The sequence below is a fragment of the Clostridium sp. D33t1_170424_F3 genome, from assembly GCF_015667585.1.
Taxonomy (GTDB): Bacteria; Bacillota; Clostridia; order Oscillospirales; family Acutalibacteraceae; genus Anaeromassilibacillus.
In genome coordinates, this window is record NZ_JADPEG010000006.1 from 39,830 (window position 1) to 59,429 (window position 19,600).

Annotated in this window: 13 protein-coding genes and 1 riboswitch; of the genes, 7 read left to right on the top strand and 6 right to left on the bottom strand. The window is 47.2% G+C overall.

Going from position 1 to position 19,600, the window contains the following annotated elements:
• Window positions 1–11 precede the first annotated feature (11 nt).
• Entirely contained in the window at window positions 12–788 is a 777-nt protein-coding gene (locus I4V53_RS05360) for a sirohydrochlorin cobaltochelatase (RefSeq protein ID WP_195984358.1), read from the top strand.
• A gap of 314 nt (window positions 789–1,102) precedes the next feature.
• Here the strand turns inward: I4V53_RS05360 and I4V53_RS05365 are convergent, their stop codons facing one another.
• From I4V53_RS05365 to asd, 4 genes are read right to left on the bottom strand one after another with little or no spacing between them, the layout of a single operon-like run.
• On the bottom strand, window positions 1,103–1,561 hold the full coding sequence (locus I4V53_RS05365) for an ACT domain-containing protein (protein ID WP_286167038.1): 459 nt from the start codon (window positions 1,559–1,561) through the stop codon (window positions 1,103–1,105).
• A 12-nt stretch (window positions 1,562–1,573) separates the two neighbouring features.
• Window positions 1,574–2,326 carry a 4-hydroxy-tetrahydrodipicolinate reductase gene (gene dapB, locus I4V53_RS05370; protein WP_195984359.1) on the bottom strand — a complete coding sequence of 251 codons (753 nt, stop codon included), beginning with the start codon at window positions 2,324–2,326 and terminating at the stop codon, window positions 1,574–1,576.
• Between the two features lie 31 nt (window positions 2,327–2,357).
• Window positions 2,358–3,245, bottom strand: coding sequence for a 4-hydroxy-tetrahydrodipicolinate synthase (dapA, locus tag I4V53_RS05375; RefSeq protein ID WP_195984360.1), 888 nt, complete (start codon window positions 3,243–3,245; stop codon window positions 2,358–2,360).
• Between the two features lie 38 nt (window positions 3,246–3,283).
• Entirely contained in the window at window positions 3,284–4,363 is a 1,080-nt protein-coding gene (asd, locus tag I4V53_RS05380) for an aspartate-semialdehyde dehydrogenase (RefSeq protein ID WP_195984361.1), read from the bottom strand.
• A 168-nt stretch (window positions 4,364–4,531) separates the two neighbouring features.
• A riboswitch (Lysine riboswitch) is annotated at window positions 4,532–4,714 on the bottom strand.
• A 116-nt stretch (window positions 4,715–4,830) separates the two neighbouring features.
• Between asd and queA the strand changes: the two genes are divergently transcribed.
• The 6 genes from queA (at window position 4,831) to ltrA (ending at window position 15,951) form a co-directional block, all read left to right on the top strand.
• Entirely contained in the window at window positions 4,831–5,868 is a 1,038-nt protein-coding gene (queA, locus tag I4V53_RS05385; RefSeq protein WP_195984362.1) for a tRNA preQ1(34) S-adenosylmethionine ribosyltransferase-isomerase QueA, read from the top strand.
• A gap of 666 nt (window positions 5,869–6,534) precedes the next feature.
• The gene (locus I4V53_RS05390; protein ID WP_195984363.1) at window positions 6,535–6,780 is read left to right on the top strand and encodes a helix-turn-helix domain-containing protein; all 246 of its coding nucleotides are present in this window, start codon (window positions 6,535–6,537) and stop codon (window positions 6,778–6,780) included.
• 147 nt (window positions 6,781–6,927) lie between these two features.
• A complete protein-coding gene (locus tag I4V53_RS05395; protein ID WP_195984364.1) occupies window positions 6,928–9,705 on the top strand; it encodes a type I restriction-modification system subunit M in 2,778 nt (925 codons plus the stop codon).
• A 1-nt stretch (window position 9,706) separates the two neighbouring features.
• Window positions 9,707–10,915 (top strand): restriction endonuclease subunit S, encoded by a 1,209-nt coding sequence (locus I4V53_RS05400; RefSeq protein WP_195984365.1) that lies wholly within the window; start codon window positions 9,707–9,709, stop codon window positions 10,913–10,915.
• Between the two features lie 14 nt (window positions 10,916–10,929).
• Entirely contained in the window at window positions 10,930–14,052 is a 3,123-nt protein-coding gene (locus tag I4V53_RS05405) for a type I restriction endonuclease subunit R (RefSeq protein ID WP_195984366.1), read from the top strand.
• 615 nt (window positions 14,053–14,667) lie between these two features.
• Window positions 14,668–15,951 carry a group II intron reverse transcriptase/maturase gene (ltrA, locus tag I4V53_RS05410; protein WP_195984367.1) on the top strand — a complete coding sequence of 428 codons (1,284 nt, stop codon included), beginning with the start codon at window positions 14,668–14,670 and terminating at the stop codon, window positions 15,949–15,951.
• Between the two features lie 77 nt (window positions 15,952–16,028).
• On the opposite strand, the gene I4V53_RS05415 is transcribed toward ltrA, so the two are convergent.
• Window positions 16,029–17,627: a recombinase family protein gene (locus tag I4V53_RS05415; RefSeq protein ID WP_195984368.1), complete on the bottom strand. Its 1,599-nt coding sequence runs from the start codon at window positions 17,625–17,627 to the stop codon at window positions 16,029–16,031.
• Entirely contained in the window at window positions 17,620–19,509 is a 1,890-nt protein-coding gene (locus I4V53_RS05420; RefSeq protein WP_195984369.1) for a recombinase family protein, read from the bottom strand. Before I4V53_RS05420 ends, I4V53_RS05415 begins: the two co-directional genes overlap by 8 nt.
• Window positions 19,510–19,600: the final 91 nt, after the last annotated feature.

Here is a 19,600-nt window from a genome sequence, read left to right on the forward strand (position 1 = left end):
GAGTACGGATCGTGGGAAAAAAAGCAATTCTGGCAGTTAGCTTTGGAACAATGGTGGACGAAACCCGTGAAAAGACGATCGGCGCGATAGAAGAAGCATTTCGGGCAGCTTTTCCAGGTTGGGAGGTTCGCCGCGCGTTTACCAGTCCGACTATTCTGCACAAGATGGCGGCAAAGGGGAAACCGACGGAAAACGTCTGGCAGGCGCTTGACCGATTGGCGAAGGATGGTTTTTCGTCGATTCTATGCCAGCCGACTTACGTTGTCAACGGAGAAGAATATGAAGATATGTGCGGGGTGGTGAAGCAGTATGCTGCCAGGTTTGACCACATTTGCTGCGGCAGGCCGCTGCTGACGCAGACAGAGGATTACCATGAGGTTGCTGCGGCAATTCAGAAGGCGTACTCCTTGCCGGAAAGCACAGCGCTTGTTCTGATGGGACACGGGACCGTACATTTTGCAAACGCCGCTTACGCCGCGCTGGACTATGTGTTTAAAGAGCGGGGGGCGCAGAATGTTTTTGTCGGCGCGGTGGAAGGGTACCCGGAATTGGATGAGCTTCGCCGTCAGATCGGCCGGTTTCAGCCGGAACGTGTGGTGCTTGCGCCATTAATGGTTGTGGCGGGCGACCATGCGAGAAACGATATGGCGGGCGAAACAGGTTCCTGGAAAACTGCGCTTGAAGCGGACGGTTATTCGGTGGAAGCCGTATTAAAGGGATTGGGAGAGTACGCGGATATCCGTGCGATTTATGTGCGGCATGCGAAAGATGCGATGCAGGAGCTTTAAAAAGGGATTGCTCTGAAAACCAGAAAAGCGAAGAAAAAAGTGCAACAAAAAAGCCCGCCTGAAAAGCGGGCTTTCCGTTTTAAAAGAAAGGAATCAGGAAGAAGGAGAGAGCGTTCGTTTTCATCAGGCGTTACACCAAGGTCGCTTCCCGATACGGTAGGATGTACTTTTTAGTCAGAATCCTGGAACTTTTATAAAAGGAAACAGCAACACCGTTCAAAGGGTACTCCTCATGAACGGTGTTGCTGTTTTTTCTGAATCCGTTAATGCGCGCCTCTGCCTGCTGTTTTTGTTGACCGCGGTTTCAAGCAGGCTTACGCTTCTACTTTTTTCTGAATAGATTCCAGCGTTTGCTCAAAATCGGCGGAGGTTACCAGCAGGGAAATCTCTACATCAGAGGTGGAGATCAAACGGACGTCTGTTTCGACCTCTGCGGCGGCCTGCAAAATCTTGGCGGCGACGCCGGGGGTGTTCTTCATTCGTTCGTCATACACAGCGATTTTGCAATTGCCGCCGCTGACGATCGTCTTGATACTGTGGTTGTCGTACAGCGCGGAGGTAAATTTCAAAATTTTCCCCAGGTCCTCATCGTTGATTGTAAACGAAATGGTCGTATAGGCGCCATGCGTGGGAGCCAGGGAGATCATATCGACATTGACGCCCAGCTCGGAAATTTTTTGGAAAATCTTTGCGATAGAAGTAAGCCCAGCCGGGCAATTTTGCAGCGTGACCAGCGTAATATCGTTCAAGGTGGTAATAACTGCTTGATCCATAATCATTCCCCTTTACTTTAATAAGTCAGACATGTCGTAAAGCCCTGCGGGCTGTTTTGCCAGATAGACGGCCGCATTGATGGAACCGTTGGCGAAAACCTCTTTTGACTGTGCCGAATGGGAAAGCGTGATCACTTCATGAGGGCCGGCAAAGATGACTTCATGTTCGCCGACAATGGTGCCGCCGCGAACAGAATGCATGCCGATTTCGTTTTGGTCGCGCTTTTTGCGCTGGGAATGCCGGTCGTACATGTAGTGCATCGGCCTTGTTTCCGTAGCAGAGATTTCGTCCGCAATCATGAGAGCCGTGCCGCTAGGGGCGTCCAGTTTTTGATTATGGTGCTTTTCAATGATTTCAATATTAAATTCCGGTCCCAAAACCTGCGCCGCTTTTTTAGACAGCTCAATCAGCAGATTGATTCCCAGGCTCATATTGCGGGAATAAAACACGGGGATGCTTTGGGCTGTTTCCTTTACCGCCTGGACCTGTTCCGCGTTGTACCCGGTTGTACACAGAACCAGCGGCAGGTTTCGGCTTCGCCCAAATACCAGCAGGGGGGGAAGGAGGGCCGGATTGGAAAAGTCGATCAGGACGTCCGCTTCTTTCTGGATTTCTTCCGGCTTCGCATAGATGGGAAACGCATAGGGAGACTGTGTGTGAATGTCGATTCCCGCGACGATTTCGCAATCCTCACGTTCCTTGACGCAGTTCGCAATGACGCGCCCCATATGCCCGCAGCAGCCGCTTAAAATAATTCTTGTCATTTTATCGTCCTCCGAGATCCATCGGGATGTATCAGATCAACTGATATTTCTCCATTATGGCAATCAGCTTCTTCAGCATGCCGTCATCCATGGTGGTGAGCGGCAGACGGCAATTTCCAACATCAAAACCGGCAAGATTCATGGCGGCCTTGATCGGGATAGGGTTGACGTCCATAAAGAAAGCGTTCATCAGCTCCACATATTTTAAAGTGAGGTTTCGGCTTCCTTCGATGTCGCCTGCGAAGAATTTTGCACAGATTTCATGCATTTCTTTTGGCAGGATATTGGCGAAGACAGAGACAACGCCTTTGCCTCCCAATACCATCATGGGAAGCGTCTGGTCGTCGTTGCCGGAGTAGAAATGCAGGCTATCGCCGCAAAGGGAAATACTCTGCGCAACAGAGGAAATATCCCCGTTTGCTTCTTTAACAGAGTTGATATTCGGATGCTTGGAAAGCTCCAGATACGTTTCCGGCTTGATGTTGCAGCCGGTACGGGAAGGAACATTGTAAAGCATCATCGGCGTGTTGACACGATCCGCAATATACTCATAGTGCCGTACAAGGCCGATCTGAGAAGTTTTATTATAATAGGGAGTGACCAGCAGAAGGCCGTCCGCGCCCAGCTTCTCCGCTTCCTGGGAAAGCTTCACAGCATATGCGGTATCGTTGCTTCCCGTGCTGGCAATTACCGGAATGCGCTTATTGACCTTTTGGATCGCGTACTCCAGCGCTTTGCAGTGTTCCTCATGGCTGAGAACCGGGGATTCCCCAGTGGTCGCACAGGCGATCAGGGCGTCCGTACCGTTTTCAATTTGAAATTCGATCAGTTCGCCATATTTTTCGTAATTGATCGAGCCGTCTGCATGCATGGGAGTGACGAGCGCAACGCCGGAACCGGTGTACAATACTTTTTTCATAAGTAGGACCTCCAAAATGTAACATAAATTGGATTGCCTTAATCCAGGTATCCTTTTGCACAGAGAAGCTCTGCCATCAGAACCGCGCCGCCGGCAGCGCCGCGCAGCGTATTGTGGGACAGGCATACAAATTTAATATCATACTGTGTGTCGGGGCGGAGGCGGCCAATGGAAACAGCCATGCCGTTTTCCAGGTTGCGGTCCAGACGGGACTGCGGGCGATCGTCCTCACGGAAATAATGCAGGAACTGTTTGGGCGCGCTGGGCAGCTCCAACTCCTGCGGAACGCCTTTGTACGTTTCCCATCTGCGAATAATTTCTTCCAGCTCCACTTTCTTTTCAAAAGAGGCGAAGACTGCCGCGGTATGTCCGTCGGAAACCGGAACGCGCAGGCATTGGGAGGTAATGCAGGGGGAAGCAGCGTTTACGATCTGTCCGTTTTCCACGTGGCCCCAAATTTTCATCGGCTCGTTTTCAGATTTCCCTTCTTCGCCGCCGATGAAGGGAATCACATTGTCCAGCATTTCCGGCCAGGTTTTAAAGGTCTTCCCAGCACCGGAAATCGCCTGATACGTGCAGGCCAGCACCTTTGTGACATTCAGATCCATCAGAGGATGGATTGCCGGAACATAGCTCTGGAGAGAGCAGTTGGATTTTACGGAGATAAAACCGCGCTTGGTACCCAGGCGTTTGCGCTGTGCGTGGATGACCTCCGCATGGTCGGCGTTAATTTCCGGAATGATCATGGGAACGTCCGGCGTTCCGCGGTTGGCGCTGTTGTTGGACATAACGGGACATTCGGCTTTGGCATATGCTTCTTCCAGCGCTTTAATTTCTTCTTTCTTCATATCTACCGCACAGAAGACAAAGTCTGCCAGGGCCGCGACCTTTTCAACGTCTGCAGATGCATCAAAGATGATCATATTTTTCATGGCTTCCGGCATCGGCGTAGTCATCGCCCAACGGGACCCAACAGCCTCTTCGTATGTTTTGCCGGCGGAACGGACGCTTGCCGCGAGCGCGGTCACTTCAAACCACGGGTGGTTCTCCAAAAGGGTTGCAAACCGCTGTCCAACCATACCGGTTGCGCCGATGATTCCTACATGATACTTTTTCATGATTTATATGCCTCCTATAAATATATGTTGCACAGGAACGAAATAACTCTGTTCATACGGATTCTCCCGGTAAATGTCAGGTAATGAAACTGCGTAATAAAAAAACCGGTTGAAAACCGGTCACCAAATCAATATAATAGAACTTGTTCGGTATTTCCCCACAGAAGATCCGCCGATAGCGCTCCATCATAAATCATATGATGACAGTTACAAAGTTATTCACTGTTGCAACCAGAGGAACGCGTGCCAAACCCGGATTCCCCTTCGGCGGTTTTCCCTTTTCCAAATGCGCATAACAGCATTGGCAGCTTATCGCATGGTACTCTTTAAAACCGCACCTCTACCTTGTATATGAAGTTGTAACCATCATACCATGCGGTTTTTAGGTTGTCAATTTTTTCTTTGTAAACCGAGCCTCCTTCTTTGGGAGATGGAGTTTTAATAAATGCTAGGAGATATCAAAAAAGATGGAAGAAACATTAAGCACACATGATTTTTATTACGACCTGCCAAAAGAATTGATTGCGCAGACGCCGCTGGAGCCGCGGGACTCTTCCCGTCTGATGATTCTAAACAAGAAGACCGGAGCCGTCGAGCACAAGCATTTTTATGATGTAATCGATTATCTGAATCCGGGAGACTGCCTGGTTCTGAACGATTCCCGCGTATTGCCGGCCCGGCTTTACGGCGTAAAAGAGGACACTGGGGCCAAAGTGGAATTCCTTTTGCTTATGCATCGGGAGGGCGACGTCTGGGAAGTGCTGACGGGGCCGGGGAAGCGCGCCAGGCCGGGAACCAGATTTGTGTTTGGGGATGGGCTGCTGTATGCGGAAATTCTGGAAATCATTGAAGGCGGCAACCGTTTGGCGCAGTTCCATTATGAAGGGAATTTCTATGAGATTTTGGATCAGATCGGCCAAATGCCGCTCCCGCACTACATTACAGAGGAATTGAAGGACAAGGAACGGTACCAGAATGTTTACTCCAAAGAGATCGGTTCCGCCGCCGCGCCCACCGCGGGCCTGCATTTTACGCCGCAATTATTAGAGCGGATTCGGGAGAAGGGCGTAAAAGTAGCGTTTGTAACTCTGCATGTCGGACTGGGTACGTTTCGCCCGGTAACAGTAGAAAAAATTACAGATCATAAGATGCATTCGGAGCATTATTCGATCAGTAAAGAAACAGCAGATGCAATTAACGAAACCAAACGTAGCGGGGGACGTGTCATCGCGGTGGGAACAACCAGCTGCCGGACGTTGGAGTCCATAGTGCAGAAAGAGGGCTGCATCCGGGAAAGCAGCGGCTGGACGGACATTTTTATTTATCCCGGCTATACGTTCCGGGCCCTGGACTGTCTGGTGACTAATTTTCATCTGCCGGAAAGCACGCTGATTATGTTGGTTTCCGCGCTGGCGGGATACGAACATACGATGCAGGCCTATCGCACTGCGGTAGAGGAGAAATACCGGTTTTTCAGCTTTGGCGATGCAATGCTCGTGGTGTGAGTAAAAATTTAGAGCGGAAAAGAACCCGCAAAAGCGCAGTGTTACTGGGCTTTTGCGGGTTTTTGACGTCCAATTTTAAAAACAACTTTTTGGGCGTTTTGGGGCCAAAATCGGGGCAAAAGGGTGTTTTTACCCCAAACTCTTGCAAAAGTCTGAGAGGGAAAATCGTGAATAAATATGTGGATATTGATGCATAAACAGACGGATATGATTGTCTGTTGTATGAGTATGCATGCACAAGTTTTTCGATTTTCGGGGTATAATTCTGTCTTTAAAATATAAAAGCTTCGTGCTGCCGAGTAGCAACCGAATAGGGGAAATACGGTTGAAATAAGCAAGAGGTGCGGTATAATATTAGAAATATTTATAATTGTGCGATGAAATTCCGTTCCATTTAAATGATTAAACAAGAAGATGTTTTAGGTGGAGCAGGCAGCCTATCTGCCAAGGGAAGGCACGTACATTCTTCATAGTATTTCAGCCTTTAAAATTAGGAAACTAAAAATCGTGTGATTTTATCATTTCCTTGCCATTTCTGACCGAATATGCTATCATTAAAACAACACTGTCGGTGTTGTGATAGGCCTCAGCAGTGCGACGGGATCTCTGCAATACTCTGCCGTCTGGCAGAGTATTTTTCATATACGGGATAGAGGAGAACTCTTTATGGCTGTCAGTTATAAAAAGCTCTGGAAGCTGCTCATTGACAAAGATATGAAGAAAAAAGATCTGTGCGCGAAAGCAGGCATCAGCCCAGCCTCCGTCACCAAAATGGGCCGGAACGGCCATGTCTCCACAGAGATACTCCTGAAGATATGTACGGCACTGAATTGCAGTGTTGAGGACATTATAGAGATCGTGCCAGGCAATCGAAAATCGCAAAATGAAGCAGGAGACACCAAGGATGTTTGATAGGATCAAGTTTTAACTGCATTTATATTTTCTTTTGGTAACTAAAGTCTGATGCTGATTAGATATGTCAACTCTCATGACTTTGGTGACCCTGGTTGCGGCAAAATTGGTTTAGATTAAGTATAATTGGACTGGAGAATCTCACTTATGAACAAACAACAGCTTGCAAATAAAATTTGGGAGTCTGCCAACAGAATGCGCTCCAAGATTGAAGCGAATGAATATAAAGATTATATTTTGGGCTTTATTTTCTATAAATTTCTGTCTGACAAGGAAGTCGATCGACTGAAAAAGGACGGATATAGGGACAGCGACCTCCGGGAATACGTGCATGAAAACAATGCGGACGTGGTGACATACTGTCAGCGGGAGCTGGGATATTTTATTGCTTACGATAATCTATTCTCCACCTGGCTGGCGAAGGGCAACAGCTTTACTGTGGATAATGTCAGAACGGCTCTCTCTGCATTTAACCGTTTGATCAGTGACACGCAGAAAAAGGTGTTCAGTAAAATTTTCAACACCTTGGAAACTGGCTTGAGTAAGCTTGGAGACAGTACCAGCAGCCAGACCAAGTCGATCAGTGAGTTGATTCAGCTGATCAAGGATATTCCGACGGATGGCAAGCAGGACTATGATGTTCTGGGATTCATCTATGAGTATCTCATCAGTAATTTTGCGGCCAATGCTGGTAAAAAGGCCGGTGAGTTCTACACCCCTCACGAAGTATCTCAACTCATGTCTGAAATCGTTGCCCATCATTTGAGAGGAAGAGAGAAAATTGAAATCTACGATCCCACAAGCGGTTCCGGCTCTCTGCTCATTACCATCGGCAAGAGCGTTTCCAAGTACACGAAAAGCAAAGATGACATTATGTACTATGCTCAGGAGCTGAAGGAAAACACTTACAACCTGACTCGTATGAACCTCATCATGCGTGGAATCAAGCCGGATAACATCTTCACCCGCTGCGGCGATACCCTGGAGCAGGACTGGCCCATGTATGATGATGTGACCCAGGAATACAATCCGCTGTACCTAGATGCCGTGATCTCCAATCCGCCCTATTCCCAGCGCTGGGACCCGACGCATAAAGACACCGATTCACGCTACCGTTATGGAATTGCGCCCAAGGGCAAGGCGGACTATGCGTTTCTGCTGCACGACCTGTATCACCTTAAGCCGGATGGAATTATGACCATTGTTCTGCCCCATGGTGTTCTGTTTCGTGGCGATGCGCTGGGGGGAACCGATGGACAGGGCGAGGGCGAAGGCAAGATTCGCTGCAATCTAATTGAGAATAACAACATCGAAGCAATTATCGGCCTGCCTGCAAACATTTTCTTTGGAACGGGTATTCCAACGATTATTTTGGTGCTGCGCCAAAAACGCGAGGAATCCGACGTCCTGTTTATTGACGCTTCCAAGGGCTTTACTAAGGTAGGCAAGACCAATAAGCTTATGGCGTCCGACATTAAGCGGATTGTGGATGCGGTTGCCGCCCGTCCTCAAAGTATTGAAAAATTCGCTCGGCTGGTTTCCAAAGAGGAAATCCGCCGCAATGGTTACAACTTGAATATCCCGCGCTATATTGATTCCTCTGATGCTCCGGAAACATGGGACATTTACGCTACCATGTTTGGCGGAATTCCCAACCAGGAGATTGAGCGTTTGGAACCCTATTGGACTGCATTCCCCCGATTAAGAAACCTCTTGTTCGCGTCCGATGACACCCCATATTCCGCGCTGGCTGTCCAGAACATCAAAGGAACCATTGAGGGCAGCACCGATGTACAGGCATTTGTCGCCGCTCATCAGGCCGCGTTTGCTGACTTTGACGCATATCTTGACGGCGAACTAATCAAAAAAATGATGGAGCTGAATGTCTCCCAGACAGAGGACATCATTACACAAGATATCTTTGGACGCATTGCGCCGCTGCCGCTTCTGGACAAATACCAGGCATATCAGCTTCTGGACGACCAGTGGAGCAAAATTGCCACCGACCTTGAAATAGTCCAGACCGAAGGCTTTGAGTCCACAAAGCAGGTTGACCCCAATATGGTCATCAAAAAGAAGGGCGACAAGGAAGAAGAGGTGCAGAATGGCTGGGTTGGCCATGTGATCCCCTTTGATTTGGTGCAAACCACCCTTCTGAAGGAGGATTATGACGCACTCAGAGCAAAGGAAGCGCGGCTGGATGAAATAGCGGCGGAGTTGACCGAGATTATCGACTCGATCGACGAGGGCGACCGCGGCGATTTCCTGAACGAAGACAACACCGCTTTTGCTGCCAAGGAGTTTGCGGCAAAGCTGGCGGAGATTTATGGGGATGTCTCTTCCCCCGAACTGGACGGCTTACAGGGGTACCTCGATCTGCTGGAAGCAAAAGCCGGAAAAGCAGAAAAGATGGACTATATCAAAAATCACCAGGAAGTCAGCTGGGCCAATGTGGAGGGAAATTCTCCCTATGCCAAGGCGAAGGTTTCCGTGTATGTCAAGGCGCTTCGGGCGGCCTATACCTTCCCGGAGGTTTCCTTTGAGGGGAAAATGGTTCAGGCGGAAAAGCTGATGACAGAGGAAAAGACTGTTAAGAGCCAAGTGAAAAAGGACGCGGAGGCGCTGCACCTGAAAACCAAAGAGACCATTGAAGGGCTGAGCGACGAGCAAGTCCTGGAATTGCTGCGCCTGAAATGGATTTCACCCCTGTGCGCCTCCCTGCGGGCTATGCCGGAGGCCATAATTGCTACTCTGGAAAAGGCGGTGCAGGCGCTTGCGGATAAGTATGCCGAGACCTATCTGGAGTTGGACAAGCAGATACAGAAATCGGAGGCGGCGCTAGCCGGCATGATTGATGATCTTACAGGCAGCGAATTTGACATGAAAGGACTTAGTGCGTTTCAATCGCGGCTGAAAGGTAAATGAGATGAAAGAAACAAAAAAGCCAGCGGTTCGATTCCATGGGTTTTCGAATGAGTGGGAGCAGTATAAAGTTGGGGAATTGATTGAGGATTATACAGAAAAAACAATTGTACAAAATCAATACCCGGTTTTGACTTCTTCTCAGCAACAAGGAATTGTTCGACAAGAGGAGTATTTTGCTGACCGTCAGGTGACTACAAATGATAATATTGGGTACTTTGTTTTGCCATTCGGCTATTTTACATATAGAAGTCGAAGCGACACGGATGTTTTTGTTTTCAATCGAAATGATCTAATAGACAAAGGTATTATCAGTTATTACTATCCTGTTTTTGTGCCTAAAGCCTGCGATTCCAACTTTCTGCTCAGAAGATTAAATTATGGCATCAGAAAGCAACTTTCAATGGCGGCGGAAGGAACAGGACAAAAAGTTCTTGCTCACGGTAAATTCAAAGATATGATTGTTGACGTACCAGCTAAAGAAGAACAGATTAAGATCGGATCTATCTTTGAAGACATCGATAATCTCATTACACATCGCCAGTCCAAGCTTGAAAAACTCCAAGATCTCAAAGCCTCCATGCTCGAAAAAATGTTCCCCAAAGATGGTGCAGATGTACCAGAGATTCGTTTTAGGGGCTTTAGCAGAGTGTGGAAAACAATTTGTCTGAAAGATATCACATCAGAGATAACAAGGACCGACAAGACTTCATATGCACCCATTATGATGATAACGGCAGCAAGTGGTTTTATTGATCAAGCTGACAGATACTCGTTTGATAATGCAGGGCATAGTCTTGCAAAATACATTGTTTTGAAAAAAGGTGAACTGGCATACAACCATGGCGCATCCAAATTGCGTCCATATGGTTCCTGCTTTGCATTGGAGGTAGATGAAGCAAGGATACCGTATGTGTATCATTGCTTCACTATTAGCGACCATAACCCCTATTTTATATCAAGGGTTTTAAACAACAAAGGAATAGAAAAGCAGTTGCGCCGCCTTGTTACATCTGGTGCAAGAATGGACGGATTGCTTAATATTTCATACGAGGAATATACGACCATAAAGATTCAGTTACCAGAAAAGGATGAGCAAGATAAAATTGTAGCATATTTTAAGAATATAGAGAATTTAATTGATTTTTCTCAACAAGAACTTAACAAACTCCAATCCATCAAAAAAGTCCTGCTGGAAAAAATGTTTGTCTGATACAGGAGGCTGCCATGGCATTTGAAAAGGAAGCTGCCTTTGAAGCGGCGCTTATCAACTTACTGACAGAAAAATATGGCTGGGAGCCGGAAATCCTGCGGTACAAAACCGAGAAAGATCTTATCCAAAACTGGAAACAAATCCTCTTTGAAAACAACCGGGAGATAGACCGCCTGAACGATGTTCCGCTGACCGATGGCGAGATGCAGCAGATTCTTGACCAGATTACCCGGCTGCGCACGCCGCTGAAGCTCAACGGCTTTATCAACGGCAAAACGGTTGCCATCAAGCGGGATACCCCCGACGACGCGCTGCACTTTGGCAAAGAGGTCAGCCTGAAAATCTACGACCAGCGGGAGATCGCCGCCGGACAAAGCCGCTATCAGATTGCCCAGCAGCCGGTGTTCCAGGCGAGAAGCGCGATTCTGCCCAACCGCCGGGGCGATTTTATGCTGTTGATTAACGGTATGCCCTTGATCCACTGTGAGATCAAGCGCAGCGGCGTGGATGTAAGCCAGGCATATAACCAGATTGAAAAATACGCCCATGAAGGTGTGTTCTCCGGCCTGTTCTCTCTGGTTCAGATTTTTATTGCCATGCAGCCGGATGAGACGGTATACTTCGCCAACCCCGGCCCGGACGGAATGTTCAACAAGGATTTTTACTTTCACTGGGCGGATGTCAATAATGAGCCGCTGAACAACTGGAAGGACATTGCCCAGTATCTGCTCTCCATTCCTATGGCGCACCAGCTGATTGGGTTTTATACGGTTGCCGACGATACCGACGGCATTCTGAAAGTCATGCGCAGCTATCAGTATTACGCGGCCTCCCGCATTACGGGCCGCGTCGCCATGCGGCGTTGGGCAGATAAGGATCAACATGGCGGCTATATCTGGCACACCACCGGCTCCGGCAAAACCCTGACCAGTTTCAAATCGGCCCAGCTGATTGCCGGCTCAGAAGACGCGGATAAAGTGGTGTTCCTGATGGACCGTGTGGAGCTTGGAACACAGTCGCTGATGGATTACCGCGGTTTTGCCGATGATGCAGGTTCTGTCCAAGACACAGAGGATACAAGTGTTCTGGTGGCAAAACTGAAAAGCGACGTTTCGGCAAACACACTGATCGTCACATCCATTCAGAAAATGAGCCGTATCCAAGAAAACAGCAGTTATAATGCCCACGATATCGAGTTAATCAGGGATAAAAGAATCGTTTTTATCATCGATGAGGCACACCGCGATGTGTTCGGCGAGATGCTGCGTACAATTAAGGAAACCTTCCCCAACGCCATGTTCTTCGGGTTCACTGGAACGCCAATCCATAAAGAAAACCAGAAGAAAATGAGCACTACCTCCGATGTATTTGGCAACGAACTTCACCGGTACAGCATTGCGGACGGCATCCGGGACAAAAATGTTCTGGGCTTTGATCCCTATATGGTACCTACATACAAGGACCGTGATTTGCGCAAGGCGGTTGCCCTCGAAAAAGCCAATGCAACTACCGAAGCAGAGGCAATCGCTGATCCCCGAAAGAAAAAAGTTTATCTGCATTACATGGATCACACAAAAGTACCAATGGCCGGAGTTGTTCAGGCAGATGGAAGCTATCGGAAAGGCATTGAAGATTACCTGCCCAATTCGCAGTATGATCGGGAAGAACATCGATGCGCCGTGGTAGATGATATTCTGGACAACTGGGTTACACTTAGTCAGGCGGGTAAGTTCCATGCCATTTTTGCAACCAGCAGTATTTCGGAGGCAATTCAATATTACAAGCTCTTCAAGGAAAAAGGCACTCTGAAAGTTACGGCGCTGTTTGACCCCAGCATCGATAACAATGGCGGGGCGATCTTTAAGGAAGAATCCATTGTTGAGATTCTGGAAGATTACAATGCCCGCTATGATATGAAATTCAAGCTGGCCACCTATGCGACCTTCAAAAAAGATGTTTCCTACCGCCTGGCGCACAAGGAACAGTATAAATCCGTGGAGCGGATCTCGGAACAGCAGATTGATTTGCTGATTGTTGTGGATCAGATGCTGACCGGCTTTGATTCCAAATGGATCAATACACTTTATATGGACAAGGTTTTAGTCTATGAAAAGCTGATTCAGGCGTTCTCCCGCACCAACCGTCTTTTTGGTCCGGAAAAGCCCTTTGGCACAATTCGCTATTACCGTAAGCCGTACACCATGCGGCGGAATATTGATGAGGCATTTAAGCTGTATTCCGGCGACAAGCCCCTTGGCTTATTTGCAGACAAGCTGGAGTATAACCTGGGCAAGCTGAATGATTTGTATGATGATATCACGGCGATATTCCGTTCCGCCGGAGTCAATAATTTTGAAAAACTGCCGGAAGACCACGCAGAGCGCGGCCAGTTTGCCAAACTTTTCAAGCGTTTTAATAACTATCTGGAAGCCGCTAAAATTCAAGGATTTACTTGGAATAAACTTTCTTATGACGTAGAAACGGAAACGGGTAAAACCACCATCGGGCTTCATCTGGATGAAACCACTTATCTGATTCTTGCTCTTCGTTATAAAGAGCTCTTTTCCAGCGATGGAACAGGTTTGGATGGTGACGATATCCCGTATGAAATTGATTCTTATTTGACTGAAATCAATACCGGCGTTATTGACGCCAATTATATGAATTCCAGATTCAGCAAATATCTCAAGTCCCTACAAGATGGAACAGAAATAGAGGCGGTGCTGGACGAATTGCATAAGTCCTTTGCAACCCTTACGCAGGAAGAGCAGAAGTATGCGAATATCTTCCTGCACGATGTACAGACCGGTGACATCATGGTTGACGAGTGTAAGACTTTGCGCGACTACATCACGGAGTATATGACCAGGGCAAAGAATGACCAATTACACCGTTTCGCAGAGGCTTTGGGCGCGGATGAGACAATGCTACGGGACTTCATGCAACTGAGAGTCACAGAAGCAAACATCAATGAGTTTGGACGCTTTGATAAACTGAAGGCAACCGTTGATAGGGAGAGGGCAAAAGCATTCTTAGAAACGCTTGAAGGAACTACCATCAAGCCGTTTCAGATCAACATGAAAGTGGATCAGGTTTTTAGAAAGTTTATCCTTGAGGGTGGGTTTGACATTGAATAGAAAGAGCGCGGATAAGTACACTTTGATAAGCATTGTCCAAGCAAACTTCGCATTATATTTACAATATCCCATCACACTTAAAGGAGGGTACCAATAGGTACCCTCCTTTAATAGGTATGACGGGCATGCCGTCAGTCTGTGGTGAAAGTCCACAAGGGGCGTAGTTGCCGACGAACCCCAAAGCGACTCCCAAGGTTCACACTGTGAAGTGTGGGCGAGAAGAAGGGATAGCGAAATCGTAGCCTGACGAACAGAAACCTGATATAAGGCGTACCTGGCGGATAAGCTGGCCTAAGACAGCAAAGTCCAAAAGGCAACCGTAACCCATGTGCGTAAATCAGGCAGGTAGACGAGGAAAGGCTGGGAGGCTTATCCCGTGAAGTCTTGCAGGCGGTTTCATTAGCCGTAGTAACAACGAACTGCGAGAAGTCAGCAGAGGCCGTAGTAGGCAGAGCTTTGAAATGGGCACTGCCAAAGGGCTGAACAACGTAACCGTGTAATCAAATGTATGCTTCATGGAATACCTGACAGCAGGAAGGGCGAAACGTAAAAGAGCAGATACTGCACCACATAGGGCGAATCCATGAAAACGGAAAGGAGAAAGCACACAAGGCAATGTCAGAACTGTTAGAAAAGATACTATCCAAAGACAACATGAACGCTGCCTACAAAAGAATCTGCGCCAACAAAGGGGCAGGAGGGGTAGATGATGTGACGGTTGAAGAACTCGGAGACTATGTCAAAGAGAACTGGGAGAGTATCAGGGAGCAAATCAGGTGCAGGGAATACAAACCCCAGCCAGTCAGGAGGGTAGAAATACCAAAAGCAGACGGAGGAGTGAGGAAACTGGGAATACCGACCGTAATGGACAGGGTAATCCAGCAAGGCATCATACAGATAATAAGTCCAATGTGTGAGCCGCTGTTTTCGGAATGGAGCTATGGTTTCAGACCGAACAGAAGCTGTGAAATGGCAATCAGGCAATTATTGGAGTATCTGAATGAGGGATATGAGTGGATCGTGGATATCGACCTGGAGAAATTTTTCGATAACGTGCCACAGGACAGACTTATGAGCCTAGTCCACGACATAATCAAAGACGGGGATACGGAATCGCTCATCCGTAAATACCTGAAAGCAGGAGTCATGACGCCACAGGGATATAAAGAAACAAGACTGGGCACACCGCAGGGAGGGAATTTGTCGCCACTCTTGTCAAACATTATGCTGAATGAACTGGATCAAGAACTCGAAGCGAGAGGACTTCGGTTCACAAGATACGCAGATGACTGTGTGATAGCAGTGAAAAGCGAATCAAGCGCTAAAAGGGTTATGCGGACAGTGACGGACTGGATACAGAGGAAACTGGGATTAAAGGTCAACGTGACAAAAACCTACATCGCAAGACCGCAGAAGCTGAAATACCTCGGATTCGGGTTCTACAAGGACAGTAAGACAAAAGAGTGGAAGTGCAGACCCCATCAGGAATCTGTGAAGAAACTCAAAGCCAGACTGAAAGAACTGACGAGTAGGAAAATGCCTGGAACAGTCACAAGCAAGATGGGGAAAATCAACCAGGTGACGAGAGAGTGGATAAACTATTACGCACTGGGCTCTATGAAAACGGCAATGGCAGAGATTGACGCACATCTAAGAACAAGACTCAGAATCATGATCTGGAAACAGTGGAAAGTGCCGAAGAAACGGCAATGGGGATTGCAGAAGTTAGGGATAGGAAAAGACCTTGCAAGGCTGACCGCATACTGCGGAGACCGCTATTATTGGGTTGCGACCAGAACGTGTGTCAGCAGAGCAATTTCCAAAGAGGTACTAGGAAGAGCAGGGCTAGTAAGCTGTCTTGACTATTATAATGAGCGTCATGCTTTGAAGTTATGTTGAACCGCCGTATGCCGAACGGCACGTACTGGTGGTGTGAGAGGGGAGAGAAAATCTCCCCTACTCGATTTATCATATTATCATCTAAACTGATGCACCTCTCTCTTCTTTTGCTCCGAACTAAACTCAATCGCTGTAATCTTCCCATCTTCCACATATATCCTTGCAATGATGCCCTGAAAAAAGTGCTTCAAGTCATAAAATGGAATGCTCTTAACACAGCCTGAAAAATCAATATCAGAATGATATAGGTTACGCTGGTTGAAGAAGTCATAGCATGTTTTCAAATAGCCAACCTGCGGAACCGATTGCGCTCCAACGTTATTTTCTAGCTGTTGGAGTTCCACAGATAGTCTCTCTATTGTGCTTTTCAGCTGATCAATCTGAATATTTGGCACATCAGAAGAATCTGGTCCATAGAGTTCTAGCCGTTCTAATTCCCGCTCTTTTATCTGCAGTTCAAATTTCAACTTCTTCCGCTTATCCTGAACATCCTCCTTTGCGGATCCATCTCCTAATAGTGGATGTTTGATTTCTTCTACATTTACGAGAGTTGTTATTCCATCGAATTCCTTGCCTCGAAGAAGCATTCTCTTTAGAGTTATAGAGGATGTGGAAGGAGAGACCTGTCCGTAAGCCTGCAGCAGATTAAAAATATAGTTCATCACAAAACTGCCGATCTTATCATCTGTAAAGCTATTTTGAGAACAATAAGGGCATGAATACGTCGCAGGGGATGAGAATTTTCGCTTGTTCTCCTTTTGCCATGAAAGCGGGATTCGATGTACGTTACACACCAACAGGTCGGCAAACAATGGCTTGCGCACATGATAAACCGTATCTTTTCGCTCGGCATATCGCTGCTGACATCGCTCAAATTGTTCTTTGGTGATAATAGCGGGATGGTTGTTTTCCACGAGGACTAAATCATTCTCATCGTTTATAACCTGTTCTTTCTTTGAAGTGTAGCTGCGATAGTTGTATCGCAGAGCGCCGGTATAAGAGATGTTGGTCAGCATTCGCTCGATTGTGGGCATCTGCCACTTTTCCTTGACTCGCTCCTTTAGAGGGAGGGTGTTGAGGTGTTTGGCGATTGTGTAAACCGTGGTTCCCTGGTCAAACATGTCAAAGATCAGTCGGATGATATTAGCCTCCGGTTCTTCGATAGAATACTCCTTGGTATCCGAATCCCTGCGATAGCCAAAGGGGATTCGAAAGCCAGTGTACTCTCCAGCTTCTGCTTTTGAAAGCAGAACGGCCTTGGATCGTTCTGCGGCATTGTGCCTTTCCAGCTCGGCGAAAATCAGGATCATTTTTAGAAGCGCCTGTCCTACGATTCTGGATGTATCGAATTGCTCAGCCAGACTGATAAAGGTGATCCCTAACGCCTGTAATTCATGATACATATCGGTGAAGTCAATGATGTTCCTGCTGATTCGGTCAATTTTCCATACCAGTAGGTGGGTGAATTCTCCGGCCCGTATGTGCTGTAGCATTTTCTGATAATCCGGTCGGTCGGTGGTGCCAGCGGAAAAACCGGCATCCTCAAATATTTTATAATCTGGAATTCCAAGAATGTCATTACAGTACCGAATCAGGTCATTTCTCTGTACGCCTCTGCTTTCTTTATCTAACTGCATAACAGTAGATACACGAATGTAAATTGCTGCCTTAGTCATTTTCCTGCACCTCCTCATCTTTGTATATAAAGCGATGTTCATAGCCGTTCTGAAAAACAATCGACGCCACACGCCCCTGCCGGATATAGCATTTGGATAACACCGCATTCAAAAATAGCTTCAGCTCTATAGGGTCAATTTTTTTCTTGAGAGCAAAGTAATCGATATACCGTTCTTCGTTCAGACTGTTTTCAAGGATAAAGTTACTGACTAACGCGGTGAAGTATTCACTGGTGACATCGGAGATCTCCTCAGATTCCAGCTCAGATAGCTTTTGGTTTACCGCGTCTAATTTTACCTCCAGTTTGCTTTTCTCTTCAAAATACTCCGTTTCACTCATATCCGAATCGGCGTACATAAAAAGCAGATGAAGCCTGCTTAGCGCACGTTCGTGGCTGTTTTTTTCACCGAGATAAATTGCCTTTTGATCCGGTGCAGCTTCATGGTCGGGAAGATTGGGTTCATAACAGACGGGATTTTCAGAGAACACCTGTGTCTTAAGTGCCTGATATAACTGATTTAAGCCCGTCGTCTCAATGTGCGCAACCTCTTTGAAGGCTTCTCCCCGGAGAAGTTTATTTTCCAATGTTTCAATAGAAGTGCTTTTTCCAAAGGTTTTCTGAATCCGATACATATTGGCGACGTAGTTCAGGATAAAGGGACCGATCATGGAATCGCTGGTAAAGGGGTTGTCACACAGCCCGTGCCGTTTGTTGTAGCAGGAATAATTGCTGGGGATGATCCCGCCCTTTGATTTTAGCGGCTTGCCTATCTGGGCGGCCATCATGGAGCCGCAGTAATCACAGTAGAGGAGACCGGCCAGTACATGGCAATTTCCTCGAAAATAGGTGGAACGGTCGGAGCCGATCATGTTCCTCTTAAGCAAAGCATGGCAGCGTTCAAACTGTTCTGTATCAATGATAGCCGCATGATGGTTGTCGACCGTGATCCATTCATCCTCAGGTTTTAATTTTCCAGTCACAGAGATACGCCGCTTGTTATAGACCATAGTACCCTTATAAACGGGATTGCGCAGGATAAGGCAAATAGTGGAGGGATTCCACTTGTTACCCGCCTTTGTAGTAATTCCTTTCTCGTTTAAGAACTTTGCCACAGCCGTTGAAGATTGCATCCGCTCATAGGTATTAAAGATCAGTTTTACGACTTCTGCCTGTTCCGGATGGATGTGAAAAGCTTTCTTCTTTTTATCGTGAATGTATCCCAGCGGAACTTTGCCGCCATTCCAGGAGCCGCTTTCCGCCCGGGAAATCATAACGGCTGTCACTCGCTCCGACGTCATCTGCCTCTCCAGCTCTGCAAAAACCAGAATGATTTTCAGCATTGCTTCGCCGATGGCGGAAGATGTGTCAAACTGCTCGTTCTTGCTGATAAAGGCGACACCGAGGTCTTTGAGTTTCGCATACATCTCCGCAAAGTCCAATAGGTTTCTGCTTATGCGGTCTATCTTCCAAACCACCAGATGCGAAAATTCTCCGGTTCGAAGCTTACTCATCATTTTCTGATAATCCGGGCGGTCTGTATTCTTGGCTGAGTACCCGGCGTCTCGAAAGATCTCATAGTCCTTGATATTCAAAACCAACTTTGTGTAATTAATCAGTTCCCGTTCCTGCACCTTCAGGCTGTCCTTGTCGATCTGATATACGGTAGATACTCGGATGTACAGCGCGGCCTTATCTTTCTTTGCAGAAATGGGTCCGTTTTTCTTCTTCTGTGCCATATGTGCACTCCTTTCGTCTTCAATGGATTCAAAGTGAAGATGAAAGAAAGTGGATGCAGTAAAGAATTGGGGCAAAAAAGGCTTAGATTGTAAGCAAAAAAAGAAATGGTAGAGCGTATAAGAAATCTTCATTTTATAAAGCAAAGCAAATCCCCTTCGGATGATAAAACATCATTCGGAGGGGATTTGCTTTGCAAGAATCAATGAATCTGATTTTGGACTCAATGTCTTTCAT